Source organism: Flavobacteriales bacterium (assembly GCA_020635395.1).
Lineage (GTDB): Bacteria > Bacteroidota > Bacteroidia > NS11-12g > UBA9320 > UBA987.
This window is the reverse complement of the sequence record JACJZV010000002.1, coordinates 439233-458285: the sequence shown is the minus strand read 5'-3', so window position 1 is coordinate 458285 and position 19053 is coordinate 439233. Positions and strand designations below refer to the sequence as shown.

Annotated in this window: 23 protein-coding genes and 1 tRNA gene; 13 read left to right on the top strand and 11 right to left on the bottom strand. The window is 37.9% G+C overall.

Annotated elements, in window-relative coordinates; translation table 11 throughout:
• The first annotated feature begins 61 nt into the window (after nucleotides 1-61).
• From H6607_08200 to H6607_08165, 8 genes are all read left to right on the top strand, one after another.
• Nucleotides 62-1063, top strand: coding sequence for a ketoacyl-ACP synthase III (locus tag H6607_08200; protein ID MCB9262340.1), 1002 nt, complete (start codon nucleotides 62-64; stop codon nucleotides 1061-1063).
• Between the two features lie 144 nt (nucleotides 1064-1207).
• Complete coding sequence (locus H6607_08195) at nucleotides 1208-1432, top strand: hypothetical protein (GenBank protein MCB9262339.1); 225 nt, start codon at nucleotides 1208-1210, stop codon at nucleotides 1430-1432.
• A 160-nt stretch (nucleotides 1433-1592) separates the two neighbouring features.
• Nucleotides 1593-1985: an ATP-dependent zinc protease gene (locus H6607_08190; GenBank protein ID MCB9262338.1), complete on the top strand. Its 393-nt coding sequence runs from the start codon at nucleotides 1593-1595 to the stop codon at nucleotides 1983-1985.
• A 3-nt stretch (nucleotides 1986-1988) separates the two neighbouring features.
• Entirely contained in the window at nucleotides 1989-2900 is a 912-nt protein-coding gene (gene rimK / locus H6607_08185; protein ID MCB9262337.1) for a 30S ribosomal protein S6--L-glutamate ligase, read from the top strand.
• A 40-nt stretch (nucleotides 2901-2940) separates the two neighbouring features.
• Nucleotides 2941-3477, top strand: coding sequence for a sigma-70 family RNA polymerase sigma factor (locus H6607_08180; protein ID MCB9262336.1), 537 nt, complete (start codon nucleotides 2941-2943; stop codon nucleotides 3475-3477).
• Nucleotides 3474-4115 (top strand): hypothetical protein, encoded by a 642-nt coding sequence (locus tag H6607_08175; protein MCB9262335.1) that lies wholly within the window; start codon nucleotides 3474-3476, stop codon nucleotides 4113-4115. Before H6607_08180 ends, H6607_08175 begins: the two co-directional genes overlap by 4 nt.
• A gap of 17 nt (nucleotides 4116-4132) precedes the next feature.
• Nucleotides 4133-4447 carry a hypothetical protein gene (locus H6607_08170; GenBank protein MCB9262334.1) on the top strand — a complete coding sequence of 105 codons (315 nt, stop codon included), beginning with the start codon at nucleotides 4133-4135 and terminating at the stop codon, nucleotides 4445-4447.
• Nucleotides 4448-4469: 22 nt separating this feature from the next.
• On the top strand, nucleotides 4470-4760 hold the full coding sequence (locus tag H6607_08165) for a YbaB/EbfC family nucleoid-associated protein (GenBank protein ID MCB9262333.1): 291 nt from the start codon (nucleotides 4470-4472) through the stop codon (nucleotides 4758-4760).
• A gap of 1 nt (nucleotide 4761) precedes the next feature.
• Here the strand turns inward: H6607_08165 and H6607_08160 are convergent, their stop codons facing one another.
• From H6607_08160 to H6607_08135, 6 genes are all read right to left on the bottom strand, one after another.
• Complete coding sequence (locus H6607_08160; GenBank protein ID MCB9262332.1) at nucleotides 4762-5397, bottom strand: hypothetical protein; 636 nt, start codon at nucleotides 5395-5397, stop codon at nucleotides 4762-4764.
• Nucleotides 5379-6542, bottom strand: a complete 1164-nt coding sequence (locus tag H6607_08155; GenBank protein ID MCB9262331.1) for a hypothetical protein — start codon at nucleotides 6540-6542, stop codon at nucleotides 5379-5381. Before H6607_08155 ends, H6607_08160 begins: the two co-directional genes overlap by 19 nt.
• Entirely contained in the window at nucleotides 6539-7096 is a 558-nt protein-coding gene (locus tag H6607_08150; protein MCB9262330.1) for an RNA polymerase sigma factor, read from the bottom strand. Before H6607_08150 ends, H6607_08155 begins: the two co-directional genes overlap by 4 nt.
• 92 nt (nucleotides 7097-7188) lie before the next feature.
• Nucleotides 7189-7716, bottom strand: coding sequence for a toxin-antitoxin system YwqK family antitoxin (locus tag H6607_08145; GenBank protein ID MCB9262329.1), 528 nt, complete (start codon nucleotides 7714-7716; stop codon nucleotides 7189-7191).
• 169 nt (nucleotides 7717-7885) lie between these two features.
• Entirely contained in the window at nucleotides 7886-9376 is a 1491-nt protein-coding gene (locus H6607_08140) for an aminotransferase class V-fold PLP-dependent enzyme (GenBank protein ID MCB9262328.1), read from the bottom strand.
• Between the two features lie 51 nt (nucleotides 9377-9427).
• Nucleotides 9428-9850: a hypothetical protein gene (locus H6607_08135; protein MCB9262327.1), complete on the bottom strand. Its 423-nt coding sequence runs from the start codon at nucleotides 9848-9850 to the stop codon at nucleotides 9428-9430.
• A gap of 36 nt (nucleotides 9851-9886) precedes the next feature.
• Between H6607_08135 and H6607_08130 the strand changes: the two genes are divergently transcribed.
• Nucleotides 9887-10327: a nucleoside deaminase gene (locus tag H6607_08130; protein MCB9262326.1), complete on the top strand. Its 441-nt coding sequence runs from the start codon at nucleotides 9887-9889 to the stop codon at nucleotides 10325-10327.
• A gap of 61 nt (nucleotides 10328-10388) precedes the next feature.
• On the opposite strand, the gene H6607_08125 is transcribed toward H6607_08130, so the two are convergent.
• Nucleotides 10389-11399 carry an SIMPL domain-containing protein gene (locus H6607_08125; protein MCB9262325.1) on the bottom strand — a complete coding sequence of 337 codons (1011 nt, stop codon included), beginning with the start codon at nucleotides 11397-11399 and terminating at the stop codon, nucleotides 10389-10391.
• A gap of 277 nt (nucleotides 11400-11676) precedes the next feature.
• Nucleotides 11677-11748: transfer RNA gene (locus tag H6607_08120), tRNA-Met, on the bottom strand.
• Between the two features lie 72 nt (nucleotides 11749-11820).
• Between H6607_08120 and era the strand changes: the two genes are divergently transcribed.
• The 4 genes from era to H6607_08100 all read left to right on the top strand — a co-directional run bounded on the left by era (nucleotide 11821) and on the right by H6607_08100 (nucleotide 14659).
• Entirely contained in the window at nucleotides 11821-12708 is an 888-nt protein-coding gene (gene era, locus H6607_08115; GenBank protein ID MCB9262324.1) for a GTPase Era, read from the top strand.
• A gap of 58 nt (nucleotides 12709-12766) precedes the next feature.
• Entirely contained in the window at nucleotides 12767-14071 is a 1305-nt protein-coding gene (der, locus tag H6607_08110; protein MCB9262323.1) for a ribosome biogenesis GTPase Der, read from the top strand.
• Nucleotides 14072-14166: 95 nt separating this feature from the next.
• Nucleotides 14167-14394 (top strand): hypothetical protein, encoded by a 228-nt coding sequence (locus H6607_08105; protein MCB9262322.1) that lies wholly within the window; start codon nucleotides 14167-14169, stop codon nucleotides 14392-14394.
• Nucleotides 14395-14464: 70 nt separating this feature from the next.
• On the top strand, nucleotides 14465-14659 hold the full coding sequence (locus H6607_08100) for a hypothetical protein (protein MCB9262321.1): 195 nt from the start codon (nucleotides 14465-14467) through the stop codon (nucleotides 14657-14659).
• On the opposite strand, the gene H6607_08095 is transcribed toward H6607_08100, so the two are convergent.
• The 3 genes from H6607_08095 to H6607_08085 are packed head-to-tail and all read right to left on the bottom strand — an operon-like array spanning nucleotide 14651 to nucleotide 19050.
• Nucleotides 14651-16123, bottom strand: a complete 1473-nt coding sequence (locus H6607_08095; GenBank protein MCB9262320.1) for a PDZ domain-containing protein — start codon at nucleotides 16121-16123, stop codon at nucleotides 14651-14653. The two genes, H6607_08100 and H6607_08095, sit on opposite strands and share 9 nt — an antisense overlap.
• Nucleotides 16124-16138: 15 nt before the next feature.
• On the bottom strand, nucleotides 16139-17392 hold the full coding sequence (locus tag H6607_08090) for an amino acid dehydrogenase (GenBank protein MCB9262319.1): 1254 nt from the start codon (nucleotides 17390-17392) through the stop codon (nucleotides 16139-16141).
• Nucleotides 17392-19050 carry a cadherin repeat domain-containing protein gene (locus H6607_08085; GenBank protein MCB9262318.1) on the bottom strand — a complete coding sequence of 553 codons (1659 nt, stop codon included), beginning with the start codon at nucleotides 19048-19050 and terminating at the stop codon, nucleotides 17392-17394. The genes H6607_08090 and H6607_08085 overlap by 1 nt, the downstream gene beginning before the upstream one ends.
• Between the last annotated feature and the right edge of the window lie 3 nt (nucleotides 19051-19053).

Genomic DNA, 19053 nt, shown 5'->3' with positions numbered 1-19053 from the left:
GTTCATGAATGGATAAATCACAAATATTTTTTTAGTAGCTTGCCACACACATTATAAAGCTATGCAAAATTCGAGAATTGCCGGAATGGGATTTTATGTTCCAGAAAATGTTGTTACCAACAATGAATTGTCAAAACTAATGGATACCAACCACGAGTGGATTGTGGAACGCACGGGAATTGAAGAACGCCGATGGGTGGTTCCGGGTGAGGACACCACCTCAGGTATGGGTGTTAAAGCTGCAAAAATGGCCATTGCCAATGCGGGTTTGCAACCAAATGATATTGATTTTATCGTATTCGCCACACTAAGTCCAGATTATTACTTTCCCGGGCCTGGTGTGCAGGTGCAAGAGGCTTTGGGCATCGGAACGGTTGGTGCGTTGGATGTTCGAAACCAATGCAGTGGCTTTGTTTATGGACTTAGCGTGGCCGACCAATTTATAAAAACCGGAATGTATAAAAACGTGCTGGTTGTTGGCAGCGAGCTGCATAGTGGGGGTTTAGATAAAACCACACGTGGCCGTGGTGTTTCGGTTATTTTTGGTGATGGTGCAGGGGCAGCCGTTTTAACGGCTTGCGATAATTCGCGGGGAATTTTAAGCACTCATTTGCATAGCCAGGGTGAGCATGCAAAAGAGCTTGCTTTGATAGGGCCAGCTACCAACCGATGGGTAAATCAAATTATTGCCGATAATGACGCAGATGACACCTCCTATTTTCCATACATGAACGGCAATTTCGTCTTTAAACATGCCGTTACTCGTTTTCCGGAAGTAATTATGGAAGCCTTAAACAAAAATGGCTATCAGCCTTCTGATATTGATTTGCTCGTACCTCATCAAGCCAATTTGCGGATTTCACAGTTCATTCAAAAAAGCATGAAATTGGCGGATAATCAGGTTTATAGCAATATTCAGAAATATGGAAATACTACTGCTGCCAGCATCCCCATTGCTCTGTGCGAAGCCATTAACGAAGGAAAAGTAAAAGAAGGAGATTTAGTATGTCTGGCGGCTTTTGGAAGTGGTTTTACATGGGCTAGTGCTTTAATTCGTTGGTAGATTTTTTTGCCACTTTTGGATAAATTGACAAAAATCATCTACCAGAAAAAAAACCATTCGCTTTTATTTTGGTTTTAAGTTTTTGCAGACAAAATCTTGAAGTTTAAAAAATACTTCTCCCGTTTTTTCGTTGCACTTCACACAATGGTTGACATTATTAAGAAAAAGCTAATTGCACTCGGTCTCCGCAAAAATCATTTGTGGTGGGCTGCGGCATACGTAGTATTAAAATGGTTGATTGTGCTGACTCTGGGGGCATACCTAATCAAAAAGGGTTTATGGAAAAATCACTACGTTTGGTACATTTCCTTAATCATTCTTCCCGGAATTATTTATTTCTTCGTAAAACGCCGGCGAAATAAAAAATAGCCTTCTGATAAAATTTTTTACGAACCAACATAAAATTGGCATTTATTTGTGTGGTTGATTAACAAAGCATCTTTTGAACAAGGTTTTAGCAGAAAAGAAAACATCTATTGCACACAAAGTGGTTCAGAAAAAAACCATTGGCATTGTGGATAGGATTGATTTGCCTGAGGCCAATCTTGTGGCATTGCCTTGCAAAATTGATACCGGTGCTGATACCTCAGCCATACACTGCGACCGCATTCGTATTAAAGAAATTAATGGCAAAGATTATTTGGTTTTTAAACTTTTAGACAGGCAGCATCCGCTTTATACAGGAAAAGATATTACTACTTCTAAGTATGTAGAGCGAAAAGTTAAAAGTTCATTTGGTGATTACGAATACCGATATCAAGTAATTTTGACAATAGTACTTTTTGGACATGAGTATCCTGTTCCATTCAATTTATCAAACCGCAAAAACATGAAATATCCAGTTTTATTAGGACGTAAGTTTCTAAAAAATCGATTTGTAGTTGACGTTTCAAAACGTGATTTATCCTTTAAAGAAAAGTAAAAAATGAAGATTGCCATTTTAAGCCGAAAAGCGTCTCTTTATTCTACCCGAAGGTTGGTGGAAGCCGCTAAAGAGCGAGGACATGCGGTGGAAGTAATAAACCACACCAAATGTTATATGCTATTGCAAGATGAAAGTCCGAGTGTGTATTTGGGCGATCGTATTGTGAATGATGTTGATGCTATTATTCCTCGAATCGGGGCTTCGGTCACCTTTTATGGTAGTTCCGTAATCCGGCAATTTGAGGTAAACAGTGTTTTTACTACGTGTAGTTCTCTGGCTTTGGTTCGCTCAAGAGATAAACTGCGTAGCTTACAAATTCTTTCACGCTCGGGTGTCAGCATTCCACGAACGGCATTTGCCAAACACCCTGATGACATTAAAAGTTTAATAAACTTGGTGGGTGGAGCTCCGCTGGTAATTAAACTTTTAGAAAGCACTCAAGGAAAAGGTGTTGTGCTGGCCGAAACTTCAAAAGCCGCTCGCTCCGTTATTGAGGCTTTTTTGGGGCTTGAAGCCAACATCATTGTTCAGGAATTTATAAAGGAGGCCAAAGCTGAAGATATAAGAGCATTTGTGGTAAATGGCAAAGTAGTAGGAGCCATGAAACGGACGGGTGTTGAAGGCGAATTTAGAAGCAATTTGCACAAAGGAGGGTCTGCCTCTACGGTTAAATTGAGCAGAAAAGAAAGTGCCATGGCCATTCGTGCAGCCCAATCTCTTAACCTAAAAATTGCAGGAGTAGATATGTTGCGAAGTGCCAGAGGACCCTTGGTAATTGAGGTAAACTCATCTCCGGGACTTGAAGGCATTGAAAAAGCAACAGGAATTGATATTGCCGGAGAAATCATTAAATACATTGAACAAAGTATCTCACTTTCCAAACGAAAGAAAAAAGACTCGATTGGCGTTTGATAGGGGGGTTACCTTTTAAAAAATTGTATATTAACAACCGTTGAAAAACGAAAATGAAATAGTGCAATCCATTCGCAACGGCCAGAGTGCCGGGATGAAATTCTTGTACAAAAATCATTTTGGAATGATACTGCATTTGGTAACAAACAATTCTGGAACGGAGCAAGATGCCGAAGATGTTTTTCAAGAAGCGATGGTTGTTTTGCATCGAAATTTTTTAAGAAAAGATTTTCATCTTTCCGTTAAAATCAAAACCTATTTGTATTCGGTGTGCCGAAATATTTGGTATAACGAATTAAAAAAGCGAAAAAACAACGATTTTGATTTTGATGATTTTGAAAACTACATTTTTGTGCCGGATGCGGAAAGATACAGTTTTAAAGAAGAAATAATTGGCAAAATGGAAGCAGCCATGAAAACGCTCGGCGATAAATGCCAACAAATTTTGACACTATTTTACTACAAGAAACAAAGCATGGCCGACATAGCAGCGAGTCTCGAATATACCAACGCCGACAATGTGAAAAATCAGAAATATAAATGTTTGCAACAACTAAAATCAAAACTTAAAAGTTGATTTCAGAGCATGACATATCGTTAATTGACCGCCATTTGATGGGTGAGCTTACATCGGAAGAACAGAAAGTTTTTGCCGACCGACTCAATAATGATTCGGATTTTGCCGAAGAAGTGAAACTTCAGCAAGAAATAATGGATGGCATTTCGGCCATTCAACACAACACCCTTTTGCAGCAGGTGAAAAATGATTTCCATCAATGGAAAACCGAAGGATTCGACACCTATAAACCATCAAAAACTCCAAAAACCAGTGGCAGTTCAATTGTTGTAAAAATAATTATTGCAGCTGTAATAGCAGGTGTGGCAGCCTTTGCCATATGGAAAATGACATCAAAACCGGACAAAGACAAACCTAAAACCAACATGCAGACACCCCAAAGCACCCCTCCGAACGGTTCAACCGAACAACCTCTTATAAGACTTAAAACCAATGAGGCCGAATCAGCCGAAATTCATTTGTCTGACATAGACCCATATACACTATCTGTAACAAAAATGGAGGAGCAAAACGGTGTATTTATTTATGAAGTTAAACACTCCGGCCAAGTTCAGTACATCACTTCTGACGACCCCGAACTGGATAAAAAACTGATGCAAATGGCCGAAGAAGAGATTAAACGCAGGGAATCGGAATGATTTTCGTTTCGCCTCTTCTGTTCAAATTGTTTTTTCGCAAACAAAATCAGGCCTTTGCTTTTTATCCGTTTATTTTTTGCCGAAATCATGATTTAAAGGTAAACACCCATATTATTCGTCATGAAAAAATTCATCATCGCCAGCAGTTAGAGTTGCTGATTTTGCCATTTTATATTTTGTATTTTTTAGAATTTCTTTTTCGATATGCCTATCTAAAAGATTTCGACAAAGCATACCGAGCCATCAGTTTTGAAAAGGAGGCATATCAAAATGATAACAATGCCAATTACTTAAAAACCCGAAAACTTTGGAGTATGTGGCGTAAACAGTAATTTCGCCCAAAGTTATTTTAAGATGTTCGGACTCGATAAGTTAAAGGATTTTAAGAAAAACGCGGAAGAAGCAAAGGCTCGATTAGACAGCATTACCGTAGATGGTGTGGCCGGAAGTAATTTGGTAACTGTTACGTGTACTGCATCAAAAAAAGTGGTAAACATAGATATAAGCGAAACCGTGCTTCGCACCGCAACAAAACAGGATGCGGAAAAATTAATTTTAGAAGCCATAAACAACGCTATGCTGCAAGCCGACCGAGTGGCTGAGAGCGAAATGCGAAGTATTTTGCCAAATATTCCCGGACTGTAGCTTAAATTCTTTTCGCAATTTGAAAGCTAAATGAAATAAGCCTTCCTTTGGTTTCTTCATTTACAAGGGCTCCAACCGAATATCGAAATTTAAGACCTGCCTGAACTCTTTTTGAGGCCATATATCCCCAATAACCCGTCACGCCGGAGGTTGTTTTTAAAAAATCTATATCAGGAATTGACGTAACCGTTTCACCATGAACCTCACTGCTTCTAAAGGTTTTTAAAACAAACTGCGGTTCGTAGCCAATGCCCAATATGGTTTTGTTTATTGGGTATTTTGCAAAAAACTGAACATTGAGTGCTGCTCTGCCTGAAAGCCTGGTGGTGCGGTAATAATAATCGGAGTTCAGGATGCTGTACGTTTGCTTTACATGGTCGGCACCATAATATCCCAAAGTTGCAGCTCCACCAAACTGAACTTTTTTTATTGGAAAAACTACTTCTACCCCCGAACCTAATGCAAATTTATGGTACTGGCTTTGTCCGTTTAGCGAATAAACTTGATGGGTGGTCTCCATTAAAAAGGAAAAATTAAAGCGATATTTACTATCAGAAATACCATCTTGGGCATTGGTTTTCAGAACTGAGCCAACGACCACAAGATATAGGGTAAAAATTATTTTCCGAAAGTCCATGAACCTTTAATTTGTAGCGAATTTGAGGTGTGCTTTGCCGTACTCAATTGGTCGGTTGTGTAATCTTTGAAACCCATTTGAGCCTTCATGCCCAAATTCAACCTATTTCGAACTTCAAAGTTTATTTCGGCGATGAACGATATGTCGGTTTGAGCAATATTTCCATTGTTTTTTAAGTGTGTATTTCGGCTCAAAATAGTGTTTTCCGGATTACCCGGATAATCGTATGTAGTGTATTTGTTGCCTCTCAAACCGCTTAGCCAAGAATATTGCACACCCACATTCATTCCAAATTTTGAGGACGTTTGAATGTAATAAGATATGGGCAAAGTCACATATTCTAAATTGGATAGTATAACACTATCGGTTTGAGTATATAAGGGGTTATTAAAAATGGTTTGTTTTGAAACCATTTGCAGAGGTCGAATATTTATGGGCATGTAACCCAATTCTACTTGAAGTGCACTATTTTGAGTGATATAACCTCGGCCAAAAAGAGACATTCCTACAGATTGGGGCAATTGAGTAACATTTATTTCGGGCAGAAAGTGAAGGTTCGCATTTACTCCAAAATCAAATCTCCTATCATAGATAATATTTTCAGAACGACTTAGGCATCCGCCCATTTCAATGCTCGAAAGGTCATTTAACTCCCATTCATCCAATAGATTTTGTTGCATTTCCCATTTTCTCGGCAAAAGATATGGCAAAATTGTAAATGGGTTCTTATAGTTTTCTACCTTATTCGTTGTTTTAAATGCCCTTACTTTTCTAGTATTCTTAATCGGTAACCTTTCTGCTACGGGCAAAGAAGCAAAGTCTTTCATATAATTTGACGGATAGTATTGGTAGTTCGCAAATCCGGTTTCATGTTTCAAACTTGCAAGCTTTGCCTCCTTAATGTGATTGGATTTGGAATTACTTCTATTAACGAAAAATGCGGCTACACCTGTTAATAAAACTAGTCCTAAAAAAATGTTTAGGTATAGTTTATACTTCGCCAAAACACTCCACCACGACACAGGATTTCCGGTAGGGGCAGTATCCAACCCAGAACTCATTTGAGCCCAAGATTGGTCAACATCCGGTATATCTACCTGTTGTAGCTTATTTTTGATGATATTATTTTCTTTAGTAATGCTCATTTCATATTACTTACGATTCCAAACTCCAATAATTTTTCTTGTAAAACCTTTCTTCCTTGATTCAAATGCCATTTGCTGGTTCCTGAGCTAATACCGAGATCTTCTCCAATTTCTTTATGACTTTTTCCTTCCACAATATAAAGGTTAAGAACCAGTCTTTGCGTTGGAGGCAAAAACCGAAAAAGACCCAAAATTTCGTTGGCCGTCAGTTCGGAAAGCACGGTTTCATTTAATCTTACTTCTTGAGCTTCTTCCAAAGGGCAGTTGAAATTTAATTTTTGGCTTTGTCGCACAAAATCTATAGACGCATTTACCACAATTCTCCGCACCCAAGCCCCAAAAGCTCCTTGCCCTTTAAATTGTTCTAAGGAGTTAAATACTTTTAGAAACGCTCTGTTGTATATATCAACAGCATCGTCATTATTGGCGACATACGACATACAAATGGGCATAAACAACGGATAAAAATGTTTATAGAGTTTTTCCTGAGAGGCTCTATGACCCTTCTGGCATTGCTCAACCCATTGCAATATGTCATTTTCAGATATCGACATTCTTCAACTGTGTTTTTTGAAAACGCCCAAAAACGGCTTTCAATACTCTGACGGAATACTTTTTAGAAAGGTTGGTTAGTTTGTAAAAATTTTTAGTGGGAGTTGCTAACGCAGTAATTTTCTATTTGAACACCTGACTCGTTCCAATGCATTTGCCTGCCCCACTCTTTACCCATAATGTATTGTTTCCAACAACTTTTGGCCCCGCAATTGTGCCAGGTTTCATAAATTCCGTTCAGTTTCCCTTCATGATAAGAGCAGCTTTTTTTTGGTTGACCATTTTCCCACCATGACTTAAACTCGCCATGTTGAACACCGTACTTGAACAGGCAGGCTACAGCTATTTTGCCGTTTTTATGCCATGTTTTATAAATTCCATGCAATTTTCCGTTAATGTAGTTCCCAGAGCTTTTCGCTTGTCCGTTGTCATAGCTTTCGGTCAATACACCTTCATAAGGCAATTGATCAACCATCAACACTTCCAATAATTGATTGTTTGAATTTTCCGTAACAATTGAACCTGACATTTTTTGTGGATAATCTCTTAAACCATTCATTAACGCACCAAAGTAAACGACATTTATCCACAATTCAAAATGAAATGTCAATTTTTTAGACATTATCGTGACTTTTTGTAGAACGAATGTTGTTTTTGCAAGAGATGTAGCGTTTTAAACTATTAGTGCATTACAAAAACAAGTATGTGTCCAAATTTTTTTTGTAATTGTTGGTTTCAACTTTTCAAACAAAGCATACAAATTACTTTTGTTCATTTGTGCTTGGGTAAAATCAAAGCCATTTGTCAACAGTCAAATCAAGGTTTTGGCTAAATATTTTATGTTTAAAATCATTTGATTTAGGCAGATACTCATAATCCAACGACCACTCTCTAAAGTTCTGACACAACTCTTCGATGGCATTTGCAACATATTGCACCTCGTCATCTGTCATTGTTGGGTGTATAGACAATCGTATCCAACCGGGTTTCTCAAAGTTTTCTCCTGCAAATAGTTGTCTTTTTAAATCACTTGATTTTTCTTGGTCAATGTTTAACAGATAATGCCCATACGTGCCAGCACAAGAGCAGCCTCCCCTAACCTGGATACCATACTTATCGTTGAGCAACTTAACTCCAAGATTATAGTGCAACCCATCCACAAAAAATGAGATTACACCATGTCTATCAGGCCTATTTTCTTGCAAAATATGTAGATTGTCAATATTTATGAGTCTATCCCATAATACATGCATTATTTCGTGTTTTCGGTTTGAAATGTTTTCTACACCCATCTCCTCTTTCAGTTTTATGGCCATAGCGGCTTTTATAGTTTGCAAAAAGGCAGGTGTTCCACCATCTTCCCTTTCTTCAATGTTTGAAGTATAGTAATGTTTGCCAAACGGACTTGTAAATACAACAGTACCGCCGCCAGGATTGTCCGGCACTTGATTGCCATACAAATGATCGCCAAAAACTACGATACCAGTGGTGCCGGGGCCACCCAAAAATTTGTGAGGTGATAGAAAAATTGCATCTAAATGTTCCAATGTATTTTTGGGGTGCATGTTTATATCAACATACGGTCCGGAGCAGGCAAAATCAACAAAGCAAAGACCATTATTTTCATGCATTATTTTAGCTATTTGGTGGTAGGGTGTTTCTATTCCTGTAACGTTGGAACAAGCAGTAACCGAAGCAATTTTAACTTTCCGATAGTTGTAGGTGTAACATAGATCCTGCAAATGATTAAGGTCTATTCCTCCATCTTCGGTGGCATTTATTATCTCTACATCTGCTATAGTTTCGAGCCACGAGGTATGATTGGAATGATGCTCCATGTGAGTTACAAATACCACCGGACGGCTTTGTTCTTTTATTTTTATGGCTGGTTTCCATTTTTCGTGAATGCGAAATCCCAGAATACGCTGCAATTTGTTTATGGCTCCGGTCATGCCCGAACCTTCGCATATTAGCACGTCATTTTTGTTGGCACCCACATGGTTTTTGATAATGCTGTGTGCTTTGTGGTATGCCTTGGTCATAAGAGAACCTGTTACGGAAGTTTCCGTATGCGTGTTAGCCACAAACGGCCCTAAGTCATTGAGTATCTTTTCTTCAATGGGTTTATATAACCTGCCGCTGGCCGTCCAGTCGGTGTACAAAATTTTTTTTCTGCCATCGGGTGAATCAAAAAAATGATTGATTCCTACGATATTTTCTCGAAACGGTTTGAAGTATGATTCGAGCGAGGTTTCTTTTATTTTTTTATCAAGCGTTACCATAGAACTTACGAAAATAGAGAAAGCACATCACATTCAAAAAAACCTTTACCATTATGATATTGGATTTTCTATGATTTCGAAGTCATAATCATTGGCATCCTTCTCGTGCAAAAATTTGTTTACCACTTCATTTTTTGACATTCCCGAAAAGTATGAAGTAAAATAGTTTGGCTCGTTTTTCTTCTTCCATCGTATGCTAAATGATTGCAATTTTTTCCGTTCACTTCCAAGTTCAATGTATTTTTTTATTTTACTTAAACAATGAATGCTGCTTGTGCCTTTCTCGGTATGAAACAGCATATACTCATTGTGCCGCTTGTTATAGGTCAATAAATTCAGTTTAATGGTTTCATCATCGCTAAGCATATTGACATGATAGTCAAAATGGCACGAAACCCCATTGTCGTTTCTCAAAATTTCAGATATTTCGTGTTGCAATTTCAGTTGCTCGAGCTTTTTATCGATTTTAGACATAATAGTTGCAAATTTGAGCAAAATTTAAAAACAAGAATGGATTTAGGCCACGATTATTTTATGAAACAAGCCCTAAAGCAGGCAATTATGGCCGCAGAAGAAGATGAAGTTCCCATTGGTGCTGTAGTGGTGGTAAACAATCAAATAATTGGCAAAGGATACAACCAAACTCAACGGCTAAATGACACCACAGCTCACGCCGAAATGTTGGCCATTACAGCGGCCTTCAATCACTTTAACGGCACATTTTTAACAGAATGTTCTCTTTATGTTACCGTTGAGCCATGTGCCATGTGTGCAGGAGCCATAAAATGGGCACGATTGGGTAGTTTGGTTTATGGTGCTTCTGAGCCTAAAAGTGGCTTTTCTATGTATCAACCTTCCATTTTACACCCCAAAACAACAGTCGTTTCAGGTATTTTGGAAGATGAATGTAAAATGATTATGCAACATTTCTTTGAAAAAAAACGAACCTAAAACCTATTGAATTATCCTCATTTTCCATTTTCGCAAATCAGCATGAGGTCAGTGCTAAATTCTATTTTTTGGTATCCAGCAATCGCACCTGTCCGTCAGGAGTGAGGATATAAAATTGTTTTTCGGTCTCTGTTTTTGTGACAATTTGAGTAGCTTGCTTTGGTTTTGGGGTGTACACAAGTTTGAGGTTTAAGGTATATTGAATTGACGGTTTAACCACTTCCGGATGTAGGATAATGTCAAAATCGTTATACGGCAAATGGTCGTAATACATACTCGGGGCAGCGGTTGTTGTTACGGTGCTGAGTTCATCATTTTTTTTCAGCAAATGGTCATACGATAAACGGGTAAGTCCGTTATAGGTAGTATATCGAGTTAGAGGGTAAACCACAGATGTTTTTTCATTTAGTCTTACCTCAAACGAATCAATTTCAACCCCATAATCTTTGTACCTTTTCTCAATTTTATCAATATAAGACCCCAAAATTTGCCGCATAGTGTCGTAATATAAGTGCGGTGAGCGAGCAATGTAATCAATTTTAATTAGGTCATAAATTTCTGCCTTTGCAGCCTCTGTCATAATTTCGTTTAACAAATCATAATTTGAAAAAATAACAGAAACGTTTTTGTGCAGTTCAAAGCCAATGGGTACCTCCAACTGACCTTTACTAAACAATTTTTTATCGGTTCTTAGGCCATAAATGGGTACCTGAGAAATGAATTCAACTACCACGTCCTTTCCCTTAATTTTCATTTTTTCGAGAGCGGTTTTAAACGTAGAAATTCGCTCATTTATCAATGTGTTCACTTCCACCGCATTGGTAGATACTTGCCGAAGATTGAAAATGGCAACATAATCGGTGGCCTCCACATTCATAAGCAAGTCAAAATCAAGATTGATTGTGCTACCACTATTCCACTCGGCTTTCAACTGATTTATTTGCATACTATTTAAAGAGGCATTTCCATTCCAGTTGCGTAATTCTATGGCTCTATAATTGTCAATGTTTATTTGCCCAAAAATGTTTGAAAACCAACAAATGATTATTACCAACACAAAATACTTTTTCATATCTTTTTTTGATTCAAAGTTGATTTTGGATGATAATCAAATCAATACACAATGAGGCAAGGTTTGTATTGAATTAGGAAACGTTGGAATACGGCGATTAAATGAATCTGTGCGTTGCCGCTGTATGAAAATAAATTCATCAAACAATAAAATGCTCTCCTAATGACAATCCGGATATTTTTACCAACTGCACTACGAAACCATCAAAGAAGTATTTTTTATGGAATTAAATAATTGGCATAAAAAAAGCCACTCACATTGAGCGGCTTTTTATTTGTTGCGAGACTAGGACTCGAACCTAGGACCTTCGGGTTATGAGCCCGACGAGCTACCACTGCTCCATCTCGCGATTTCGGATGGCAAAGGTAATATTTATTTTGTCGAAGCCAAATATTATTTATTTAAAACGATTTTTGCAGCAATGATAGATGTTAAAAAGGCAGGATATGTTAGCATAATTGGTAAACCCAATGCCGGAAAATCAACGTTGCTCAATGCTATCCTAAAACAAAAATTGGTTATAACCAACCCCAAAGCACAAACCACTCGGCATAGAATTATTGGCATCCACCATCATAAAGATTGCCAAATGGTTTTTTCAGATACACCCGGCATCATAAATCCTGCCTACAAATTGCAAGAGCAAATGATGGCCGCGGTAAACCAAAGTTTGGAAGATGCCGACGTTTTGGTTATTCTTATTGACTTAACTAGCCCTAAACTGCATGAAAGTGTTCTTGAAAAATTAAATGCCCAGAACTGCCCCAAAATACTGGTCTTTAATAAAATGGACGAATCAAAACAGGACGAAATTGCTAAAATGGTTGCCGACTTTAAAGAAAGCATTCAACACAATGAATCCATCATCATTTCGGCATTGCACAAGTTTAATATCGATGTTTTATTAGATACTATTTACGATTACTGTCCGGAGCATCCGGCATACTATCCAGAGGATCAATTGACAGATAAAAATGAGCGGTTTTTTGTTTCGGAGATAATTAGGGAAAAACTTTTGAAGCACTACCAACAAGAAATTCCATATAGTTCGGAGGTGGTTATTGAATCCTTCGAGGAAAAGCCAAATATTACTCGTATCTCGGCCATTATTTATTGTGAGCGGCCTTCGCAAAAAACAATAATCATTGGCAAAAATGGTTTGGGGCTTAAACGTGTGGGTACCGAAGCAAGAAGGGAAATAGAAAAGTTAATCGAGCAAAAGGTTTTTCTTCAGTTGTTTGTAAAGGTAAAAGAAAAGTGGCGAAATGACCAAAACATCTTAAAATCGTTTGGCTACGACCATGAATAAAACGCTTTGTTAGGTTCTTTGGCCTTAAAGCAGCACCTTTGCCGTTTCAAATAAAAATATGTCAGGAATTGTAGCCATAGTTGGAAGGCCAAACGTTGGAAAATCGACCTTGTTTAATAGGCTTCACGGTGAGCGAAAAGCGATTGTTGACGACCAATCGGGTGTAACACGTGATAGACATTACGGCAAATCGGAGTGGTTGGGGCGTGAGTTTACCATCATTGATACAGGAGGCTACGTCGTAAATTCGGATGATGTTTTTGAAAAATCCATCAGGCAGCAAGTGGAAATTGCCATTAATGAAGCCGATGTTTTGCTTTTTATGGTGGATGTGACTACTGAAATTACCGATTTGGATGAGAGTTTTACCCGCTTTTTGCGAAAAACAGATAAACCTGTGATTGTGGTAGTAAACAAAGTGGACAACAATGAACGATTGATTATGTCCAGCTTATTTTACTCGTTGGGTTTTGAATACGTAATGCCAGTTTCTTCCATGTCGGGTAGTGGCACTGGCGAATTGCTTGACAAACTTGTTGAAATGTTGCCCCCAGATACTTCCGAGGAGGAAAATGAATTGCCAAGAATTTCGCTTATCGGGAGACCAAATGTTGGCAAAAGCTCCTTATGCAATGTATTGTTGGGTGAGGAAAGAAACATTGTTACAGAAATAGCCGGAACAACGCGAGATACCATTGATACAAAATACAATGCCTTTGGACATGAGTTTATATTGGTGGATACTGCCGGCGTGCGGAAAAAGGGAAAAACAATGGACAATGTGGAGTTTTATAGCGTTATGCGAAGCATTAAGGCTATTGAAAGCAGCGATGTGGTATTGTTGGTTTTAGATGCTACTCAGGGCATGGAGGCTCAGGATGTAAATCTATTTAGCCTTGCCGCCAAAAACGGAAAAGGCATTGTAATATTGGTAAACAAATGGGATTTGGTGGAAAAAGACCATAAAACCACCAAATATTATTCAGAGACTATTCACGAAAAAATTGCCCCATTTGTGGATGTTCCCATACTATTTATTTCTGCCTTAACAAAACAACGGGTATTTAAAGCTGTTGAAACAGCTATTCAGGTATATGAGAATTCCAAAAAGAAAATATCTACCGCAAAATTGAATGATTACTTGTTGGAAGTTATTCAAGAAACTCCGCCACCTTCTAAAAAGGGCAAGTATGTCAAGATAAAATATATTACGCAATTGAAGACAAAAAAGATAAGTTTTGCCTTTTTCTGCAACCTTCCACAATACGTTGGGGAATCGTATAAACGATTTTTGGAGAACAAAATTCGAAAAGAGTACGATTTTACTGGGGTTCCGATGCAAATCTTTTTTAGAAAAAAATAATTTTAAAATTATTTGTCTATATAAACAAGTTTTATATTTGCGGCCAGTTTTTAAAAAAAATATTTTTAATTTAAAGGTACCTAAAATTCAAGAAAATGAAACGAGTATTATCATTATTGGCTATCGCTACAATGTTTGCTTTCGCAGCTTGCAACAATTCAGAAAAATCTGATTCAAACACAACGAATCAAGATTCAATGGCTAATGACCAAGCTCAGTTGGAAAAAGATTCAATGGCAAATGCAATGAATCAACCAGCTGACAGCAATGCAATGGAAACTCCAGCTGAAGGCGAAACTCACGCTGAGGGCGAAACTCACTAATTAAAAGTTGAGAAAAAATTTATAAAAAGGTGCATACGCACCTTTTTTTTTGCCTAATCTTGAAGGAGATATGAAAAGGAGTTTAATTATTTTGCTAATTGCTGTGGCAGGGTTTGCAGCATGCACGAAAGACAAAGAGACCGAAGCTGAGCAGACACAACATGAAGTTGAGATGAAAAAAGTAGATACCATGCTGCAAGATGCCGATGCAAAATCCAAACATTTTTTGGATAGCATGCAAAAACTGATGCAACAATCAGAATAAAAACAATTTATTCGAAGCAGAAAATTCTTGCAACGCTCGCTTAACCGCCTCATCTTGTTTTAACTCAAATTGATAGAGCGGTTCACTGCCGTAAAGTTGATAGATAAGTCTGTTTTTTACGGGTAGAAAATGGTGGGTGGAGTCAATATTAGAATGGATTACTGCATCAATTTGTCCACTTGAAACCCAAGTTTGGTAATCCATATTATGCCAGCGGTTTATATTTTTGTCTAAGATCTTTATTGCTGAAATTCCAATATTTTTGGTAGAATAGTTTTCATCGGTGTTGGATAAAAGAATGTCTGGAGTAATACCACCCAAACTTTTAACAATTCTTCCGTTTTTTGTTTTAAAGTCTTTGCCGTATTCTGCTAAAGCCAATGAGTCAAGATGTTTGTATCCATCTTTATCATAAGGTTTTTGTATAGAGCGACCCGAAGGAATGTAGTAACGTGAAATTGTAAGCCTAATTTGCGAACCATCGTGCAGTTGGAATGTTTCTTGAACAAGGCCTTTGCCGTAAGTTTGACTACCAATTATCAAGGCTCTGTCTAAATCTTGCAAAGCACCACTCACTATTTCGCTTGCCGATGCAGAATTTTCATTGACCAAAACGGCTATATTCAAATCTTCGCAAATTCCCTTTTTGGAGGAAGAGTATCGGGTTTCTGTTTTGGAATGAGATTTGGTGTAGGCCAACAATTCTTCACCCGAAACTATTTCATCTAAAATATCAATGGCGGTTTTTAAGTATCCTCCTGTGTTGTTTCTCAAATCAATAATCAAGTTTTTGGTGGTGTTGGTTTTCGATTTCTCAATGAAGTTAACAAACTCTTCAGAGGTGTTTTCTGCAAAGTGTTCTATCTTTACATATAGTGTTTTAGAATCCACCTGAAACCCGTAAACACTGGGGTTTTTAATGCTTTCTCGTTTTACCTCAACCGTAAGATTTTGTTTGGTTTGAGGGCGATAAATGTTTAGTTTAACAAGGCTTTTAGATTCACCTTTTATTAATGCAATAACCTTGTCGCTTTCTAATTTAAGCAGGTTATTTGTATCTGCTTTCAAAATTCTATCACCGGGTAAAACTCTGGCAACATAAGCTGGACCTTGCTGCAATACTCTTACCACATAAGGCGTGTCTCGGTAAATCATAAACTCCACGCCAACTCCCACAAAATTTGCTTTTAAATCTTGACTGGCAAACTCAACATACTGGGTTGGAATATAAACCGAGTGGGGGTCGAAAGATTGAAGCATCTGCGATATACCCCTATCTTCAATTTGACTGTAGGAAAGAGAGTCAACATATTCTCTCTCCAACAAAGACATTACCTGCTCAATTTTGGTGTTTTGTCCAAATCCCTTTTTTTGTACAAAGACATTCCAAAAAAGACCAACCATTACTCCAAAACCAATAAGTATGGCATAGAGTAATGGTTCGTATTTACTTCTTTCTTTCAAATATGTCGAATCTTTCTATTTCATCAGTGTCATCAGGCTAAGCTCAAGAGCTTTGCTGCTAATGCCAGTATTTTTGTTGTTGAACTGATGAACTTTTAGAAGTGCCTTTTCTATTATTTCTGAAGCATCCATAAGTATGTTCACATCGTTTACCTCAGCGGTTTTAAGCTGTAAATAGGCAAACACCCGTGCCATACCGCAATTGGCGATAAAATCAGGAATTACGGCAATGTTTTCGTCTGCAAATCGAGAAATAGGCCCCATAAAAATTTCTTTATCGGCAAATGGCACATTGGCTCCACAGCTTATTACTTCCATGCCACCGTCAATCATGTTTTGTACGTTTTCTTTAGTAACGAGTCTCGAGCCTGCACCAGGTATAAATATTTCTGATTTCAGTTTCCAAATTCGTTCGTTTACTTCGTCAAAACTCAACATATTTTCAGTTGAAAGCTTGTTTCCATCGCGTGATACAAACATATCGATGATTTCTTCTAAAGAAAAACCTGCTTCGTTTATCACTCCACCATCTCTATCAATGATACCCACAACCGAAACACCGTTTTTTGCTAAATAAAAAGCAGCGGCAGCGGCCACATTGCCCCATCCTTGAATAATGGCACGTTTATGATTCATCATACCACCCCAAATGGCGTAATAGTGGCGAACGGCTTCTGCCACACCCCAACCGGTAATTAGGTCGGCAATGGTATAATTTTTTGATAAATCTGGAGTAAAACGTGCATCTTCCATTACCAAAGAAACACCTTTTTGCAAACGGCCAACCGCGGCCAATTTTTCTTCTGGTGTGTAGCTTGTAAAATGTCCGTTTACAGTTCCCTCTTGCGGATGCAAAACTCCATTTTCGGCACACATCGGGATCACTTCATGAATTTCATCAACGTTCATATCGCCACCGGTGCCATAGTAATATTTCAACATGGGAGTAACGGCCTTATACCATCTTCTTAATACTTCCTTTTTGCGGGGGTCGGACGGGTCGAAATTGATACCGCTTTTTGCACCGCCAATGGCCGGCCCACTAACCGAAAATTTAACCTCCATTGTTTTGGCCAATGACTCCACCTCTCTAACATCAAGTCCTTTCCGCATGCGGGTTCCACCACCTGCCGAACCATTTTTTAATGAGTTAATAACCAACCAACCTCTTGCATCGGTTTCGCTATCATTCCATTCAAAAATAATTTCTGGTCTTTTTTCCTCAAATTGCTTTAATAAAGCTTCTGCGTTTGCTGCTGTATTTTCCATTATTTTAATTCTATCTTTTGATATAAATTTTGTCCGTTGTCAACATTTATAAGATACACCCCGCTGGGGTATCCGCCTAATATAATTGCTCCATTATTTATGGTTATCTCATCTATCATATTGTAATCTAAATCATAAATCCAAACCGTTAAGCCATCAGGAAGTTTGCTCGTGGTAAGTGTATTGACCCGCTTAAAATCAGGAAAAAATATAAGAGATTCTCGCACATTATATGAGTTAAAAGGGCGGTTTCTTTTTCTTTCCAGCGTTATGGTGCAATGCGAATCTCCATTTTTTCGGTCAGAAACTCTCACTTTTAAGTCGAAAGAAAGACTTTTGCTTGTATAAAACTTTTGATTGTCTTTGATGCTTATTTCGCCGCTGTATTCATCTACATTGAAATAGTCGAGGCCAGAACCTGACTCTGCGTAGTATCTCAATTTTGGTCTTTCGCCAAATCCTTGAGCATGGATGTTGCCAACAGAGTGTCCGTTTTGCCAAAAGTCAAGAAAAGAAAAGTTTTGATTGGCTACCAACGGAGGCATCATAGGAACAGATTTGTAAAGAGAAGTTCGCCCGTGTTCGTCTGCCAAAAAAATCAAATAATCATTTTGCGAAGTCAGGTTTCGTTGATTTTTTGTGTAGTCAAACTCTTGCTGAATAACCTTGTTCCCGTTTATTTGATATAGAAATGAACTATCTAACCTACCCAGCGAGAAAACAGTTTGACCCAATGTTTCTGATGCTCCCATTAAGTCAAAATCGAGGGAAAAAGTACCAATTAATTTTCCGTTTTGGGCATAATCATACAATCGGGATGAATCCTTTTTTACCATCAAAAAACCATGATTTTGAGTCCAAAAAATTGGGGCATTAATGTCACTATTGTCGTGCGGAATTTTTTTGATTTTATCATCCTTATCAAGCATGGCAACATAGGGCACTACGTTTCCAAAGTCATTTTTTTGATAATAATTAAACCATAAATTGGAGTTGTTTTGGCTTAAACCAAACACATAATTTCCAGCTTCCCTAATTTGTGTCATGGTTGGAGTAGTGCAATAAAGTTTTCCATGACAAACGCCATAAATACTATTGTTTACCACCATTATTTCTTCAAATATATCATCGGTTTTTAGTTTTTCTGTGTTAATACGTCCATTCGTTATGCTGAGCATAAGGTTCTCGGTATTGCTACTCTTTTTTGTGATGGTTGTTTTTTTAACGCAAGTTATTAATTGATTGTGCGATGTGGCAAATTGGTTGCTTGTTTTTTCGCATTCATAAACCAATTCTGTCTTATTGCCCTTTATTCTATATATGCCCGATGGAAAACCTTTTCCTTTTACAAAAAAGTAAACGGAGCCTTCAAATAGAGTTAGGTTGGATATCATGCCACCTTGCATTATTTCCGGTACTTCTTTTTTGCTCAGGTTTTGTTTAAAATCTGATATTTGAGTTAGTTTTTCGTTTTCCAATTTAAAAAGTTGCCAACCATTTTTTGCATGAAATGCATTGAAATACAAAATATTATCAAAGTTCGTTGCTCTAAACCCGTAAGGAAAACTTAGAGAATAGGTGGAAGTTATTTTATGTGCCGTTTGGCCAATGCCAATGCCCCAAATGAAGAATAATGATATGGTAAAAACCGCCCTCATAAA

Bases quoted from the DNA above. Each gene is read 5' to 3' on its own strand.
- H6607_08150 (MCB9262330.1), bottom strand. From the start codon at position 7,096: ATGTCGATATCTGAAAATGACATATTGCAATGGGTTGAGCAATGCCAG.
- H6607_08100 (MCB9262321.1), top strand. From the start codon at position 14,465: ATGAAAAGGAGTTTAATTATTTTGCTAATTGCTGTGGCAGGGTTTGCA.
- H6607_08195 (MCB9262339.1), top strand. From the start codon at position 1,208: ATGGTTGACATTATTAAGAAAAAGCTAATTGCACTCGGTCTCCGCAAA.
- H6607_08135 (MCB9262327.1), bottom strand. From the start codon at position 9,850: ATGTCTAAAATCGATAAAAAGCTCGAGCAACTGAAATTGCAACACGAA.
- H6607_08105 (MCB9262322.1), top strand. From the start codon at position 14,167: ATGAAACGAGTATTATCATTATTGGCTATCGCTACAATGTTTGCTTTC.
- der (MCB9262323.1), top strand. From the start codon at position 12,767: ATGTCAGGAATTGTAGCCATAGTTGGAAGGCCAAACGTTGGAAAATCG.
- H6607_08200 (MCB9262340.1), top strand. From the start codon at position 62: ATGCAAAATTCGAGAATTGCCGGAATGGGATTTTATGTTCCAGAAAAT.
- H6607_08130 (MCB9262326.1), top strand. From the start codon at position 9,887: ATGGATTTAGGCCACGATTATTTTATGAAACAAGCCCTAAAGCAGGCA.
- H6607_08155 (MCB9262331.1), bottom strand. From the start codon at position 6,542: ATGAGCATTACTAAAGAAAATAATATCATCAAAAATAAGCTACAACAG.
- H6607_08125 (MCB9262325.1), bottom strand. From the start codon at position 11,399: ATGAAAAAGTATTTTGTGTTGGTAATAATCATTTGTTGGTTTTCAAAC.
- rimK (MCB9262337.1), top strand. From the start codon at position 1,989: ATGAAGATTGCCATTTTAAGCCGAAAAGCGTCTCTTTATTCTACCCGA.
- H6607_08090 (MCB9262319.1), bottom strand. From the start codon at position 17,392: ATGGAAAATACAGCAGCAAACGCAGAAGCTTTATTAAAGCAATTTGAG.
- H6607_08160 (MCB9262332.1), bottom strand. From the start codon at position 5,397: ATGGACTTTCGGAAAATAATTTTTACCCTATATCTTGTGGTCGTTGGC.
- H6607_08140 (MCB9262328.1), bottom strand. From the start codon at position 9,376: ATGGTAACGCTTGATAAAAAAATAAAAGAAACCTCGCTCGAATCATAC.
- H6607_08085 (MCB9262318.1), bottom strand. From the start codon at position 19,050: ATGAGGGCGGTTTTTACCATATCATTATTCTTCATTTGGGGCATTGGC.
- H6607_08165 (MCB9262333.1), top strand. From the start codon at position 4,470: ATGTTCGGACTCGATAAGTTAAAGGATTTTAAGAAAAACGCGGAAGAA.
- H6607_08145 (MCB9262329.1), bottom strand. From the start codon at position 7,716: ATGTCTAAAAAATTGACATTTCATTTTGAATTGTGGATAAATGTCGTT.
- era (MCB9262324.1), top strand. From the start codon at position 11,821: ATGATAGATGTTAAAAAGGCAGGATATGTTAGCATAATTGGTAAACCC.